This is a genomic window from Kitasatospora sp. NPDC058063, from assembly GCF_042885395.1.
GTDB classification, from domain to species: Bacteria; Actinomycetota; Actinomycetes; order Streptomycetales; family Streptomycetaceae; genus Kitasatospora; species Kitasatospora lactacystinica.
The window spans coordinates 608063-622011 of sequence record NZ_JBHVSD010000002.1; the positions used below are offsets into that span (position 1 = coordinate 608063).

General features: G+C 72.1%; 14 protein-coding genes. 10 read left to right on the forward strand and 4 right to left on the reverse strand.

From position 1 onward, the window contains the following. Positions 1–115 precede the first annotated feature (115 nt). Entirely contained in the window at positions 116–388 is a 273-nt protein-coding gene (locus tag ACFVUY_RS06355) for a DUF6343 family protein (protein WP_387685259.1), read from the reverse strand. Positions 389–463: 75 nt separating this feature from the next. Here ACFVUY_RS06355 and ACFVUY_RS06360 point away from each other — a divergent pair, with 75 nt between their 5' ends. Beyond that, positions 464–715, forward strand: a complete 252-nt coding sequence (locus ACFVUY_RS06360; RefSeq protein ID WP_387685261.1) for an I78 family peptidase inhibitor — start codon at positions 464–466, stop codon at positions 713–715. A gap of 90 nt (positions 716–805) precedes the next feature. Here the strand turns inward: ACFVUY_RS06360 and ACFVUY_RS06365 are convergent, their stop codons facing one another. After that, positions 806–1615, reverse strand: coding sequence for a phosphatase PAP2 family protein (locus ACFVUY_RS06365; RefSeq protein WP_387727739.1), 810 nt, complete (start codon positions 1613–1615; stop codon positions 806–808). Between the two features lie 231 nt (positions 1616–1846). Beyond that, positions 1847–2614 (reverse strand): 3-oxoacyl-ACP reductase FabG, encoded by a 768-nt coding sequence (gene fabG, locus ACFVUY_RS06370; RefSeq protein ID WP_387685265.1) that lies wholly within the window; start codon positions 2612–2614, stop codon positions 1847–1849. Positions 2615–3084: 470 nt separating this feature from the next. Here fabG and ACFVUY_RS06375 point away from each other — a divergent pair, with 470 nt between their 5' ends. Continuing rightward, complete coding sequence (locus ACFVUY_RS06375) at positions 3085–3885, forward strand: MarR family winged helix-turn-helix transcriptional regulator (RefSeq protein WP_387685267.1); 801 nt, start codon at positions 3085–3087, stop codon at positions 3883–3885. A gap of 181 nt (positions 3886–4066) precedes the next feature. Here ACFVUY_RS06375 and ACFVUY_RS06380 read toward each other — a convergent pair whose 3' ends face one another. Continuing rightward, the gene (locus ACFVUY_RS06380) at positions 4067–4933 is read right to left on the reverse strand and encodes an aldo/keto reductase (RefSeq protein ID WP_387727741.1); all 867 of its coding nucleotides are present in this window, start codon (positions 4931–4933) and stop codon (positions 4067–4069) included. Positions 4934–5489: 556 nt separating this feature from the next. Between ACFVUY_RS06380 and ACFVUY_RS06385 the strand changes: the two genes are divergently transcribed. The 8 genes from ACFVUY_RS06385 (at position 5490) to ACFVUY_RS06420 (ending at position 13857) form a co-directional block, all read left to right on the forward strand. Further along, positions 5490–7265: an ABC transporter transmembrane domain-containing protein gene (locus ACFVUY_RS06385; protein ID WP_387727743.1), complete on the forward strand. Its 1776-nt coding sequence runs from the start codon at positions 5490–5492 to the stop codon at positions 7263–7265. A gap of 43 nt (positions 7266–7308) precedes the next feature. Then, a complete protein-coding gene (locus ACFVUY_RS06390) occupies positions 7309–9081 on the forward strand; it encodes an ABC transporter ATP-binding protein (protein ID WP_387727744.1) in 1773 nt (590 codons plus the stop codon). A 170-nt stretch (positions 9082–9251) separates the two neighbouring features. Continuing rightward, complete coding sequence (locus ACFVUY_RS06395) at positions 9252–9497, forward strand: LapA family protein (RefSeq protein ID WP_359911650.1); 246 nt, start codon at positions 9252–9254, stop codon at positions 9495–9497. A 47-nt stretch (positions 9498–9544) separates the two neighbouring features. Next, the gene (locus tag ACFVUY_RS06400; protein ID WP_387727829.1) at positions 9545–10273 is read left to right on the forward strand and encodes an amino acid ABC transporter ATP-binding protein; all 729 of its coding nucleotides are present in this window, start codon (positions 9545–9547) and stop codon (positions 10271–10273) included. Between the two features lie 69 nt (positions 10274–10342). Beyond that, on the forward strand, positions 10343–11254 hold the full coding sequence (locus tag ACFVUY_RS06405; protein ID WP_387685371.1) for a glutamate ABC transporter substrate-binding protein: 912 nt from the start codon (positions 10343–10345) through the stop codon (positions 11252–11254). Positions 11255–11266: 12 nt separating this feature from the next. Continuing rightward, entirely contained in the window at positions 11267–11911 is a 645-nt protein-coding gene (locus tag ACFVUY_RS06410; RefSeq protein WP_359911656.1) for an amino acid ABC transporter permease, read from the forward strand. Next, positions 11908–12777 carry an amino acid ABC transporter permease gene (locus ACFVUY_RS06415; RefSeq protein WP_359911659.1) on the forward strand — a complete coding sequence of 290 codons (870 nt, stop codon included), beginning with the start codon at positions 11908–11910 and terminating at the stop codon, positions 12775–12777. The genes ACFVUY_RS06410 and ACFVUY_RS06415 overlap by 4 nt, the downstream gene beginning before the upstream one ends. A gap of 174 nt (positions 12778–12951) precedes the next feature. Then, the gene (locus ACFVUY_RS06420) at positions 12952–13857 is read left to right on the forward strand and encodes a LysR family transcriptional regulator (RefSeq protein ID WP_359911662.1); all 906 of its coding nucleotides are present in this window, start codon (positions 12952–12954) and stop codon (positions 13855–13857) included. Positions 13858–13949 lie beyond the last annotated feature (92 nt).

The window sequence follows — 13949 nt, forward strand, 5'->3', positions numbered from 1 at the left end:
CGGCGGCGCGGAGCGGGAGTCGGGGGCGCGGAATCGGCGGCGGGGGAGTGGGAAGTCCGCGGTGCGGAGTGGGAAGTCGGCCGGGCCGACTTCCCACTCCATGGGAGACACCGCGTCAGAGTTCGGTCCGGCGACGCCGGATCACCACCACGAGATCGACGGCGGCGAACAGGGTGAGCAGGCCGCAGGCCACGGCGAAGCCGGTGAGGGTGCCCCGGCTGGGTGCGCCGTTGGCGGGGGAGGCGGCCGCCCAGAGCGCGAAACCCACCGTCGCCAGTGCGAACAGCGGCGTGAAGGTGAGCGAGAGCAGGTAGCGGAGCTTGAGATCGCTGCGGGCGGTGGCCGGCTCGGTGCCGCTGCGCCACCGTCGCGGGGTGGTGGTGCGCATGCCGTTCACCTCTTGACCACGCCGGTCGGGCTACGATTCCAGCGTACGTCCGAGGAGGCGAGCCGGGGAGGCGCGATGTCGGGTTCGGGCGCGGTGGGGGCGGGGTCCGGCGCGGCGGGTCCGGGCGCCGGTGCGGGGGCGGGGGGCCAGGACGGCGAAGGGTACGCGGGGCTGCGGATCGAGCGGGCCCGGGAGCTGGCCCGGAGGCACGGCTGGGCGTCGGTCCGGGTGCTGGAGCCGGGGGACCTGATGACCATGGAGTACCGCCAGGGGCGGCTCAACCTCGCGGTGCGCAACGGTGTGGTCGAGCGCAGCTGGGAGGGGTAGGTCCGGCCCGTTCCGTCGGTTCGGGGGCCGGGTTCGGCTTCGGGGTTCGCGGCGGCTCGGGTCGGGTGCGATTCGGGTTCGGGTTCGGGTTCAGCAGGGCAGGTGCCGGCGGGCGAAGCGCCGGTGGAGCCGCTGTTCGGCGGTGGCTACCAGGGGCTCCAGCAGTGGCAGCGAGAGCAGGACGAGCAGTCCGGCGGCCCAGCCGGCCAGGACGTCGGTGACCCAGTGGGTGCCCAGGTAGACCGTGGTCAGGCCGATCGAGCAGGCGGTGGCGGCGGCGATCAGCGCGCCGGTGCGCCGCCAGCGGACGGCGAGGTAGGCGAGCACCCCCCAGGTGACCACCGCGTTGGCGGTGTGGCCGGAGGGGAAGATGGTGCCGCCGGAGAAGAGCTCGGGCGAGCCGACGTACTGGGCGTAGTGCGGGCCGAGCCGGCCGGTGACGATCTTGACCGCGCCGACGGTGACGTTGAGCAACAGCAGCGCGATGCCCATGACCAGCAGCGGGCGCAGCCGGCCGAGGCGGCGGGCCCGCCAGCCGAGCCAGCAGAAGGCGGCGATCGCCGAGGGCCCGCGTTGCCCGGCGACCACCCAGGTGTCGAGCAGCGGCTCCAGCCGGGGCCACCGCTCGTAGGGACGCAGCAGTCGGACCGACCAGTCGAGGTCGACCAGCTCGGTGTTGAGCAGGACCCCGGCCAGTACCAGCAGGTAGCCGGCGAGGGTGACGGCGAGCAGGGCGGCCTGCCGTCGGCCCATCGGGGGCCAGCCGGGTTCACCGGGGCCGGGGCCGGCCGGGGGGAGGGTGTGTCCCGGGGTGGTGGGGCGTTCCCGGCGGTCGGGTTCGGGGGTGCGGCGCTCCGGCCTCTGGCGCGGAATGGGAGCGTGGGTACTTCTGGATTGCACGGGGTGACCTTACCCAGCCGGACAGGGCTATTCCGGTGGTAATTGTCATTTTCCCGGGAAATCGACAATTGGGTCGATCGGGGCTGGCTCGGGGGGTGATTTCCACTATTCCAGGATCGAAAGTCAGTGTGGTCGTCGAATGATTCTGCAAAAGCCCCGGTAAAGCAGACGGAGCGGGAGGCCGGTGCGGCCGGCTTCCCACTCCGTGGTAACCCTGTGTAGGTTCCGTGCTCAGTCGAGGGGGCCGCCCGCGACGTAGATCACCTGGCCGGAGACGAAGCCGGCGCCCTCGCTCGCGAGGAAGGAGATGGTGTGGGCGACGTCCTCAGGCTCACCGACCCGCTGGACCGGGATCTGCGAGGCCGCGGCCCGCTTGAAGTCTTCGAAGTCCATGCCGACCCGGGCGGCGGTGGCTGCTGTCATGTCCGTGGCGATAAAGCCGGGGGCGACCGCGTTGGCCGTGATGCCGAACTTGCCCAGCTCAATGGCCAAAGTCTTGGTGAAGCCCTGGAGCCCCGCCTTGGCGGCCGAGTAGTTGGCCTGGCCGCGGTTGCCCTGGGCCGAGGAGGAGGACAGGTTGACGATGCGGCCGAAACCGGCGTCGACCATGTGCTTCTGCACGGCGCGGGTCATCAGGAAGGCGCCGCGGAGGTGAACGTTGATGACCGTGTCCCAGTCGGACTCGGACATCTTGAAGAGCAGGTTGTCGCGGAGTACGCCCGCGTTGTTCACCAGGACGACCGGGGCGCCGAGCTCGGCGGCCACCCGGTCGACGGCGGCCTGGACCTGCTCGGCGTCCGAGACGTCGGCGCCGACGGCCAGCGCCCTGCCGCCGGCGGCGGTGATCCGGTCGACGGTCTCCTTGCCGGCCGCCTCGTCGAGGTCCAGGACGGCGACCGCGTAGCCGTCGGCGGCCAGCCGGACGGCGGTGGCGGCGCCCAGGCCGCGGGCGGCGCCGGTGACGACGGCGACCCGGGGGGCGGTGCTCTGCTCGGTCATGCTCGGTCTCGTCTCTCTCGGGGTTGCCTCCCGGGGAGAGCCCCCGGAGAGGGGTGGCCACACCCTACCGGCGGGTAGGGAGGGCGACCAGGGTGGAGAGACGCAGGTGACGGTGGGTAAGGACCGACCGGTCGGCTTTCTGCTGAGAACGGGTTACTGCAAGCCGTTCGCAGTCCGTAAATATGCCAATGTTGCCGAACCTGCGTCTACTATCCGCCCCTGCCTGCCAGCAAGGGCCCGCCGTTTGTATAGTGTCCGCCAGCAGCCACCGGCTGCACGGCTGGAGCGCCCTCCCTCATAGCTGGACGCCCACTCGCCGTTACTGCCCCACCCGGGTGTCCCACACACACCGGGTGTGACATCGGGACGGATACATGGTGCTGGGGGAGATCCCGACAACCCGCGTGTCTGCGCGACTGCAGCAGTCGCCCGGACACCTCATTCGCGTTGCACAGCAGGTCCACACCCGTTTGTGGTCCGAACACGTCGGAGCCGATCTCACGGCTCCGCAGTTCGCCGTGCTGCTGGTCCTGGCCCTGGAACCGGGTGCGGACCAGCGGACGGTCGGCGAGCGGGCCTCGCTCGACAAGGCCACGATGGCGGAGATGGTCGCGCGGCTGGTCCGCCGCGGCCTGGTGCTGCGCAGGCGCGACCCGGCCGACGGCCGGCGCAAACTGTTGGCGCTCTCGCAGAGCGGCGCCCAGGCGGTGCGCGAGGCCACCGGTGGTGTGGTCCGCGTACAGCGCGTCCTGTTCGAGCCGCTCACGGCGGAGGAACAGGTCGAGATCGTCCGGGTGATGGCCAAGATAGCCAGGCTGGAGCCCGCGGCGGTCGCCGTCATCACCGACGCGCGGCCGATACTGGACGCCCAGCGGGCGATCGGCTACCTGATCAGGGTGAGCCAGCAGGTGCACACCAAGCTCTGGTCGGAGCACGTGGGCGCCGAGCTGACGGCTCCGCAGTACGCGGTGCTGGACGCGCTGGAACTGGAACCGGGCGCCGACCAGCGCACGGTCGGCGAGCTGGCCTCGCTGGACAAGGCCACGATGGCCGAGATGGTCAGCCGACTGGTGCGCCGCGGTCTGGTGCAGCGCCGGCGCGACCCCTCGGACGGGCGGCGCAACCTGCTCTCGCTCTCACCGGCGGGACAGGACCTGCTGCACCGCTCGGCCGCCGGGGTGGCCGAGGTCCAGCGGCTGCTGCTGGCCCCGCTGGAGGAGAGCGAGCACGAGGCCGCGCTCGCGCTCATCGCGAAGGCGGGCAGGCTCTAGGTCAAGACTTCGCCGCAGTAGCCAAAACGATTCGCCAAAACGCTGAGGGTCCATGGCCATGGACTTTGGCGGATCGGGGTACACCTGAGGCCGCCCGCTCCCCCCACGGGAGCGGGCGGTCTTCGGCATGACGGCCGTCAGACGATCCGGGTGTCCGGGGGCCGGGCCCCCGGGCCGGGCGTCAGTTCCAGTCGAACTCCTGCGGGTCCGGGCCGATCCGCTTGCCGGTGGCCACGGCGGCGATCGCCGCGAGGTCCTCGGCGTCCAGCTCGAAGCCGGCGACGTCCAGGTTCTCGCGGATCCGGGACGGGGTGACCGACTTCGGGATGGCGATCACGCCGCTCTGGAGGTGCCAGCGCAGCACCACCTGGGCGACCGTGCGGCCGTGCTTCTCGGCGATCTTCACCAGGGCGGACTCGGCGAGCAGGTCCTTGCCCTGGCCCAGCGGGCTCCAGGCCTCGGTGGCGATGCCGTGCTCGGCGTGGAACGCGCGCAGCTCCGCCTGGGGGAAGTACGGGTGCAGCTCGACCTGGTTCAGGGCCGGGGCGACGGAGGCCTCGTCCAGCAGGCGGCTCAGCTGCTCGGTGCCGAAGTTGGAGACACCGATCGACCTGACCCGGCCGCCCGCCTTCAGCTGCTCGAAGGCCTTCCAGATGTTCAGGTAGCTGTCGCCGTGCATCGGGCGCGGCCAGTGGATCAGGTAGAGGTCGAGGTATTCGAGGCCGAGCTTGGCCAGCGAGGCGTCGAACTCGCGCAGCACCGCGTCGCGGCCCTGCTCGCCGGACCAGTCGCGGGTGCCCGAGTTCCACAGCTTGGTGGTGATGTAGAGGTCCTCGCGGGCGACGCCGCCCGCCAGGGCCTCGGCGATCGCCGCGCCGGTGCCGGCCTCGTTCTCGTAGATGGCCGCGGTGTCGATGGAGCGGTAGCCCGCCTCGATCGCGGTGCGGACGGCCGGGGTGGCCTCGGCGTCCGGGACCTGCCACACGCCGAAGCCGAGCTGCGGGATCTGCGCGCCGTCGTTGAGGGTGACGGTGGGGATGGTGCTCACGGGAAGGGGTGCCCTCCTGATTGTCCTGTGGTTCCAGTGGGGCAACTGGCGTCCCGGTGTGATTGTTCCCGCCGAACGGGCGAATCTTGGGTGAAGCTTTGCGGGGGTTTGGTCGAGGGGTCGGCCGACCCGGGGCGGGGCGTGGACCGCCCTGGCGGGGCGTGCGGGGGGCGTGCGGGTCCGGCTCGCGGTGGCCGGGGTGCGGAGCGCGCGGGCCGGGGCGAAATGCCGTGGTGAAAAACACGTTGCGCAGATCGCGCGGAGGTTGGCAGGCTCCCGATCATGACGTCCTGACTCTCGGGCCCTTCGTGCCCATCCCACCCCGTCCGGCTCCGCTCCGGGCGCATCGTCGACGTCGCGCCGCAGCCGTGCTGCCGTGCCGCGCGTCATTCGCCTGTCGGCTCGGGCCGCTCCTCGTCGGGCCGCCCGCCGTAGGGCTGCCGTCCGCACTGCGCGCACGTCACCCCGGTGCTCCGTGTGCGCCGTTCCTCGAACTCCTGTAGCTCTCCCGAACCCCTGTGCGCTCGTGGCCGCGCACCGCTCGTATCGGAGTGTCATGCTGCTCACCCCCCTGCCGCTGGCCGATCCCGGCAGTCCCGACCTCTCCTCACCCCCGGCCTTCCTGCGCTGGCTGCAGCGCCGCCAGCGGCGCGGGCAGGTGCTCGCCACCCTCTGGTCGCTGATCGAGATGGGGTGCCGGGCCGCCCTGCCGATACCGCTCGGGGTCGGCGTGCAGGCCGCCGTGGACGGTGACGCCGGCGGGATCTGGCGGGCCGGCGGGATCCTGCTGCTGCTCGGCGCGGGTGCCGCGCTCGGCGCCGTGCTGGTGCACCGCCAGGCGGTCTGGAACTGGATCCACGCGGCCACCCACGTACGGCAGTTGGTGTCCCGGCAGGCCTCGCACCTCGGGGCCGGGCTGTCCCGCCGGATCGCCACCGGAGAGGTCGTCGCGGTCGGCAGCGGGGACGTCGAGCGGATCGGCTGGTACGTCGAACTGGTCGCCCGGGTCCGGTCGGCGGTGATCGTCTGGCTGGCCGTCAGCGTGGCGGTGCTGCTGGTCGATCCGGTGCTCGGGGCCGGGGTGCTGCTCGGCGTCCCGGTGCTGGCGGCCTCCGTCTGGCCGTTGATCGGGCCGTTCGAGCGGCGCTACGAGCAGCAGCGCACCCTCGGCGGCAAGGCCACCGAGCTGGCGGCCGACACCGTCGCCGGGCTGCGGGTGCTGCGCGGCATCGGCGGCGAGGAGCTGTTCCTGGAGCGGTACCGGGCCGCCTCCCAGAAGGTCCGGGCCGCGGCCGTCCGCTCGGCCCGGATCCAGTCGCTGATGCAGGCTCAACAAGTCCTGCTGCCAGGCCTGTTCGTGATCGGCGTCACCTGGTACGGCGCCCGGCTGGTGGCCTCCGGCGAGCTCGCCGTCGGCACCCTGATCGCGGTCTACGGTGCCACGGCCTTCCTGGCCGCCCCGCTGCGCATCCTGGGCGAGGCGGCGCACGCGTGGAGCGTGGCCCGGGTCTCCGCCGCGCGGACCGTCCGGGTGCTCTCGCTCGGCCGGACGGCCGGCACGGCGGAGGCCGCACTGGTCCGGCCGGACAAGGCCGACCTGCACGACCCGGCGAGCGGGCTGACGGTGCGGGCCGGCGAGCTGACCGCGGTGGTCTGCGGGGACCCGGACTTCGCGGGGGCGCTGGCCGAGCGGCTCGGCGGCCACGTCCCGCTGGCCGAGGGCGAGCGGGCGCAGGCCCCGGTGCGGCTCGGCGGCACGGAGCTGGACGCGGTGCCGCTGGCCGAGGCCAGGGCGGCGGTGCTGGTCCACGACAAGGAGCCGGTGCTGCTCTCCGGCACGCTGGCCGAGCTCTTCGACATCCCGTCCTCGGGGCGGGTCACGGCCGCCGCGGCCCTGGCGGCGGCCCGGTCGGAGGACGTGCTGACGGCCCTGGCGGACGGCTCGCCGGAGTGCGGGGGAGACCCGATGCGCGCCCGGATCACCGAGCGCGGACGCTCGCTCTCCGGTGGGCAGCGCCAACGGCTCGCCCTGGCCCGCGCCCTGCTGGCGGACCCGCCGGTGCTGGTGCTGGACGAGCCCACCAGCGCGGTGGACGCCCACACCGAATCGAGGATCGCCTCCGGGCTGCGGGACACCCGGGCGGGCCGCACCACCGTGGTGTTCGCGACCAGCCCGCTGCTGCTCGACCGGGCGGACCGGGTGGTGCTGCTGCAGGAGGGCCGGGTCGTCGCGGCCGGGCCGCACCGCGAGCTGATGCGCACCGAGCCGGCCTACCGGGCCGTGGTCACCCGCGGTGATGAGGTGGCCGCTCCGGTGGGTGAGGCCGTATGAGGAACATCGTCAACTTCCCTGCTACGCACGCGAGGAGCACGTCATGAAGCCTCCGTTCCAGGAGGAACAGGAGCCGGCCGCCACCCTGCCGGTCGGCTCCCCGGCCGCGGTGCGCGGATACCTGCTGCTGCTCGCGCGGCGGCACCGCGCCGGGTTCTCCGCGGTGGTGTCGCTGCACTCCGTGGCGACCGTGGCCGGGCTGGTCGGGCCCTGGGTGCTCGGGCGCCTGGTCGAGTCGCTGGCCACCGGGACCGTCGGGTCCACCATCGCGGTGGCGGTCGCCTGGTACCTGCTGGCACTCGTGGTGCAGGCGGCCTTCACCGGCTGGTCGCGGATGCGCGGCGCGGTGCTCGGCGAGCGGGTGCTGGCCGACCTGCGCGAGGACTTCCTGGTCCGCTCGGTGGCCCTGCCGACCGGCGTGCTGGAGCGGGCCGGCACCGGTGACCTGGTCTCCCGGGGCACCACCGACATCGACCGGCTGGACAAGTCGGTGCGCGAGGCGGTGCCCGAACTCGCCGTCGCCGTGGTGTCGTTGCTGCTGCTGCTCGGCGCGCTGCTGGTCACCTCGCCACTGCTCGCGCTGACCTCGCTGATCGGGCTGCCGCTGCTGCTGGTCAGCTCCCGCTGGTACTTCCGGCGTGCACCGCAGTCCTACCGCAGCGAGTCGGCCGGGTACGCGGCGGTGAGCAACGTGCTGGCCGAGACGGTGGACGCCGGGCGGACGGTGGAGGCGCTGCGGCTGGGGGACCAGCGGGTCCGGATGACCGACCGCAAGCTGCGCGAGTGGCTGGCCTGGGAGCGGTACACCCTGTGGCTGCGCTCGGTCTGGTTCCCGACCATCGACGCGGTCTACACCTTGGCGGTGCTCGCCACCATGCTGTTCGGCGGGCTGTTCGCCGTCCAAGGCTGGATCACCGTGGGCCAGTTGACCACCGGTGTGCTCTACGCGCAGATGCTGACCGGCCCGGTGGACATGATCCTGCGCTGGTACGACGAGCTCCAGGTCGGCCAGGCCTCGCTGGCCCGGCTGGTCGGCGTGCGCGAGGTGCCCGAGCACGAGGGGGACGAGTCCGTCCTGCCGGACGGCCGTCGGGTCGAGGCGAAGGACGTCCGGTTCGGGTACCGCGAGGGCGCCGACGTCCTGCACGGGATCAGCCTGGACGTTCCCCCGGGCAGCCGGGTCGCGCTGGTCGGGCCGTCCGGCGCGGGCAAGTCCACCCTCGGCCGGCTGCTGGCCGGGATCTACGCCCCCGGCCGCGGCAGCGTGACCCTCGGCGGGGCGGCGCTGGCGCGGATGCCGGCCGAGCGGGTGCGCGCGGAGGTCGCCCTGGTGAACCAGGAGCACCACGTCTTCGTCGGCACCCTGCGGGACAACCTGCGGCTGGCCGCGCCCGGGGCGGACGACACCGAGCTGCGGGCCGCGCTGGACGCCGTGGACGCCGGAGCCTGGGTGGACGCCCTGCCGGATGCCCTGGACACCGAGGTCGGCTCCGGCGGCACCTCACTGACCCCGCCGCAGGCCCAGCAGCTGGCGCTGGCCCGGCTGGTGCTGGCCGATCCGCACACCCTGGTGCTGGACGAGGCCACCTCCCTGCTGGACCCGCGGGCCGCCCGCCACCTGGAGCGCTCGCTCTCCCGGGTGCTGGAGGGGCGGACGGTCATCGCCATCGCCCACCGGCTGCACACCGCGCACGACGCGGACGTGATCGCGGTGGTCGAGGGCGGGCGGATCAGCGAGTACGGCAGCCACCCGGAGCTGGTCGCGGCGGGCGGTCCGTACGCGGCGCTCTGGCGGTCCTGGCGGGACGAGCGGTAGCGGGACTCCGGTCCGGCCGGAGTCGGACCGGAGTCGGACCGGAGGCGGGCCGGACTGGACCGGAGCGGACTCAAACCCGTACGGGGCCTGATTGCCCCGTACGGGTTACTCCCTGCCCCGGAAGAGCGCGTAACCGGGCAAATCGGCCGTCAGGCCCGCAGACTGCTCCGGTGACCAAGATTTCAGACGGACCATCCCGTTCCCCGCGCGGTGAGATCGGCGGCATCCCCACGCGCTACATCGGGATCGGCGTCATCGTCGTCCTCGCCGTGTGGTTCCTGTTCGCCAACCTCGACAGGGTCCAGATCCAGTTCTGGGTCTTCACCGTCACCGCGCCGCTCTGGATCGCGCTGCTGGCCACGCTGATCGCGGGCGTCGCGCTGGGCTGGTTGCTGAAGGGACGGCGCAACAGGTGACCGCAGCCCCCGGGCCGGCGCCGGCCGGCGCCTCGGCCTTCACCCCGCTGATCGAGATGCGCGCGGTCAACAAGCACTTCGGGGACCTGCACGTCCTGCAGGACATCGAGCTGACGGTCGGGCGCGGCGAGGTGGTCGTGGTCATCGGCCCGTCCGGCTCCGGCAAGTCGACCCTCTGCCGGGCGATCAACCGGCTGGAGCCGATCGAGGACGGCACCATCCTGATCGACGGCCGCCCGCTGCCCGAGGAGGGCAAGGGCCTGGCCAGGCTGCGCGCCGAGGTCGGCATGGTGTTCCAGTCCTTCAACCTGTTCGCGCACAAGACCGTGCTGCAGAACGTCTCGCTCGCGCAGATCAAGGTCCGCGGCCGGCCCAGGGCGGAGGCGGACGCCAAGTCCCACGCGCTGCTGGAGCGGGTGGGCCTCGCCGATCAGGCCGCCAAGTACCCGGCGCAGCTCTCCGGAGGGCAGCAGCAGCGGGTCGCGATCGCCCGCGCGCTGGCCATGGAGCCGAAGGCCCTGCTGTTCGACGAGCCCACCTCGGCGCTCGACCCCGAGATGATCAACGAGGTGCTGGACGTCATGCGCCAGCTCGCGAGCGAGGGCATGACGATGATCGTGGTCACCCACGAGATGGGCTTCGCCCGGGCCTCCGCGAACCGGGTGGTGTTCATGGCCGACGGCCGGATCGTCGAGGACCGCGCCCCGGAGGACTTCTTCAGCGCCCCTGAGAGCGATCGCGCCCGGGACTTCCTGTCCAAGATCCTGAAGCACTGAGGCGGCGCCGTGAACCGTGAGACGACGCCCGTGGTGCGCCCTGCGGGGCGGCCGGTCGCGCGGACCGGGATGCGGTCCGCCGCCCGGGCGGGCAGACGCGTGCTCGCCGTCGCCCTGCTGCTCGCCGCGCTGGCGGCCGGCTGCGGCAAGCCCGGGACCCCGCCGCCCAAGGGCCCGCAGCCCAGCGCTCTGCCCAGCTACCAGGTGCAGGACGCCTCCGCGATCACCGGCTCGCCGACCCTGGACGCCGCCCGCAGCCGGGGCCACCTGGTGGTCGGCGTCAAGGAGGACCAGCCGTACCTGGGCCAGAAGAACCCGGCCACCGGCGAGTACTCCGGCTTCGACATCGAGATCGCCAAGATGGTCGGCGCCTCGCTGGGCTTCCCGCCGGACCGGATCCAGTTCAAGACCATCGCCTCGGCCAACCGCGAGACCGCCCTGCAGAACGGCCAGGTGGACTACTACGTCGGCACCTACACCATCAACGACAACCGGAAGAAGCTGGTCGGCTTCGCCGGCCCGTACTTCATCGCCGGGCAGTCGCTGCTGGTGCGCAAGAACAACGACACCATCCACGGCCCGGAGGACCTGGACGGCAAGAAGGTCTGCTCGGCGGCCGGGTCGACGCCGTACCAGCGGATCCAGTCGAAGTACCCGAAGGCCGAGCTGATCGGCTACGACACCTATTCGGCCTGCGTGGACAACCTGATCACCAACCAGGTCGACGCGGTGACCACGGACAACGCGATCCTGCTCGGGTACGCGGCCAAGGCGCCGGACGAGCTCAAGGTGGTCGGCCCGCTGTTCTCGACCGAGCCGTACGGGATCGGGGTGCCGAAGGAGGACACCGTGCTGCGCGGCGCGATCAACGACGCGCTGGAGCACCACATCCAGAACGGCGACTGGCAGAGGGCCTTCGAGGCGACCCTCGGCCTCTCCGGGGAGCCGGCGCCCACCCCGCCGCAGATCGACCGGTACTGAGAGGGCCGCGCCGTGAAAACGCTGATCGACAACTGGTCGACCTACTGGGAGGGGTTCCTCGGCACGCTCTCGCTGTTCGCGGTGAGTGCCGTGCTGTCGCTGGTGCTGGGCGTGCTGATCGCGGGCTTCCGGGTCTCGCCGGTCAAGCCGCTGCGAGTGTTCGGGACGGTGTGGGTGACCTTGCTGCGCAACACGCCGCTGACGCTGCTGTTCTTCATCGTGGTGCTGGGCCTGCCCCGGTTCAACATCACCCTGCCCTTCTACACCTTCGCGGTGCTCGCGCTGGGCTGCTACACCTCGGCCTTCGTCTGCGAGTCGATGCGCTCGGGCATCAACACGGTGCCGACCGGGCAGGGTGAGGCGGCCCGCAGCCTGGGCATGAGCTTCGGGCAGACGATGAGCCTGGTGGTGCTGCCGCAGGCGTACCGCTCGGTGGTGGCGCCGCTCGGCAGTGTGATGATCGCGCTGGCCAAGAACACGGCGATCGCCGGCTCGTTCAGCGTCACCGAGCTGCTGGGCACCTACCGGACCATCAACGAGCTGGGCTACAGCATCGTCTGGACCTTCGTCTGGATCGCCGTCGGATACCTGATCATCACCCTGGCCATCAGCGCCGTCTTCAACCTGCTGGAACGACGAGTGGCGGTGTCCCGATGACCGTTGAATCCTCGGCGCTGTACGACATCCCCGGCCCGAAAGCGCTCGCCCGGCACCGGCTGTACGGCGGGATCGCGCTGCTGCTGATCGCGGCGCTGATCGGCTGGGTGATCTACATGCTGTTCCACACCAACCAGTTCACGTACGCCAAGTGGCAGCCGTTCGAGTACCGGGGCGTGCAGGAACTGCTGCTGCGCGGGCTCGGCAACACCCTCAAGGCCTTCGGCTGGACGGTGCTGTTCGCGCTGCCCTTCGGCGCGCTGTTCGCGGCCGGGCGGCTCTCCGACCACCGGGTGGTGCGCTGGCTCTCCACACTGGTGGTGGAGTTCTTCCGGGCCATGCCGGTGCTGGTGATGATCTTCTTCGTCTTCGTCGCGCTCAAGGTGCAGCCGCTCTGGGCGCTGGTGACCGGGCTGGTGCTCTACAACGGCTCGGTGCTGGCCGAGGTGTTCCGGGCCGGCGTGCTCGCGGTGCCCAAGGGGCAGCGGGAGGCGGCGTACGCACTGGGCATGCGCAAGACCCAGGTGATGTCGTACGTCCTGGTGCCGCAGGCCAACCGGGCGATGCTGCCGGCCATCATCAGCCAGCTGGTGGTCGCGCTCAAGGACACCTCGCTGGGCTTCCTGATCACCTACGAGGAGTTCCTCCACGCGGGCAAGCTGATCGCCACCAACCTGGACTACGACCTGCCGTTCATCCCGGTGGTGATGGTGATCGCACCGATCTACATCGGCATGTGTCTGCTGCTCTCCTGGCTCGCCCGCTTCGTGGAACGGCGCAGCCGGCGCAGCCCGGGCGTGCGCGGCGGGGCACCGGTGGTCAAGGCCGAGGTGGCGATGGGGCTGCCGCCGTCGGCCCAGCAGTGAGGAGCCCGGTTCGGGGCTGAACCATAGGTACGGGTGGGGTTGGGGTCGATACCTCCAAATTCCTCTTATGATTCTCGGGCGTCCGGGCGAGGCCCGGGCGCGGTCCGAGCACGGTCCGGACGGGGCCGGAGCGGGGCTGTCGAGAACGGATGGGCGGGAGGGGTCATGGAGCCGATGTTCGATTCGCGGCACATCAGGACGTTCCACGAGGTCGTCCGGGCCGGTTCCTACTCGGCCGCCGCCCGCGAGCTCGGCTACACCCAGCCCGCCATCACCCAGCAGATGAAGGCGCTCGAACGCACCGTCGGTGTTCCGCTCTTCACCCGGGCCGGGCGCGGACTGCGGCTCACCGAGGCCGGCGAGGCACTCTCCCGGCACGCCGAGCTGATCCTCGACAGCATGTCCGCCGCCCAGCAGCAGCTCGCCGCACTCGCCCGGCTGCGCGCCGGACGGGTGCGGGTCTGCGCCTTCCCCAGCGCCAACGCCACCCTGATACCCGAGGCGATGGCCCGGCTGCTGGCCGAGCACCCCGGCGTGCGGGTCGAACTGCTGGAGGCCGAGCCGCCGGACTCCGTCCAGCGGCTGCTGCGCGGGGAGTGCGACATCGCGCTGGCCTTCCGTTACCCCGGTGTGGCCACCGAGGTGCCGGAGGGCGTGGACGAGATCCCGCTGATGGAGGACCTGCTCACGGTGCTGCTGCCGGTCGGGCACCCGCTCGGCCGCCGGCACGCCGTACGGCTGGCCGACCTCGGCGGCGAACGCTGGATCGCCGGCTGTCCGCGCTGCCGGGCCAACCTGCTGCACGTCTGCGCGGAGGAGGGGTTCGCGCCGGACATCGTGTTCTCCACCGACGACAACCTCGCGGTGCAGTCGCTCGTCGCCGCCGGGGTCGGGATCGCGCTGATGCCGGCACTGGTGCTCTCCTTCATGTGCCACCGCAAGGTCACCGGGCGGGCCGTCGAACCGCACCTGCGGCGACAGGTGAGTGCGTACGTGCTGCGCGAGCACCGCCGGATCCCGGCCACCGGGCTGGTGCTGGACCACCTGCGGCAGGCGGCGGCGAGTCGGGTCGGGTGCTGAGCGCCGACCCGGGTGACGACTCCCGGCGGCGACCGGCAGCAGGAGGGCGTCGGCGACCGGCAGCAGGTGACCGGCAGGCGGTAACGGGCGAG

Bases quoted from the DNA above. Each gene is read 5' to 3' on its own strand.
- ACFVUY_RS06355 (WP_387685259.1), bottom strand. From the start codon at position 388: ATGCGCACCACCACCCCGCGACGGTGGCGCAGCGGCACCGAGCCGGCC.
- ACFVUY_RS06360 (WP_387685261.1), top strand. From the start codon at position 464: ATGTCGGGTTCGGGCGCGGTGGGGGCGGGGTCCGGCGCGGCGGGTCCG.
- fabG (WP_387685265.1), bottom strand. From the start codon at position 2,614: ATGACCGAGCAGAGCACCGCCCCCCGGGTCGCCGTCGTCACCGGCGCC.
- ACFVUY_RS06385 (WP_387727743.1), top strand. From the start codon at position 5,490: ATGCTGCTCACCCCCCTGCCGCTGGCCGATCCCGGCAGTCCCGACCTC.
- ACFVUY_RS06390 (WP_387727744.1), top strand. From the start codon at position 7,309: ATGAAGCCTCCGTTCCAGGAGGAACAGGAGCCGGCCGCCACCCTGCCG.
- ACFVUY_RS06405 (WP_387685371.1), top strand. From the start codon at position 10,343: ATGCGGTCCGCCGCCCGGGCGGGCAGACGCGTGCTCGCCGTCGCCCTG.
- ACFVUY_RS06415 (WP_359911659.1), top strand. From the start codon at position 11,908: ATGACCGTTGAATCCTCGGCGCTGTACGACATCCCCGGCCCGAAAGCG.
- ACFVUY_RS06420 (WP_359911662.1), top strand. From the start codon at position 12,952: ATGTTCGATTCGCGGCACATCAGGACGTTCCACGAGGTCGTCCGGGCC.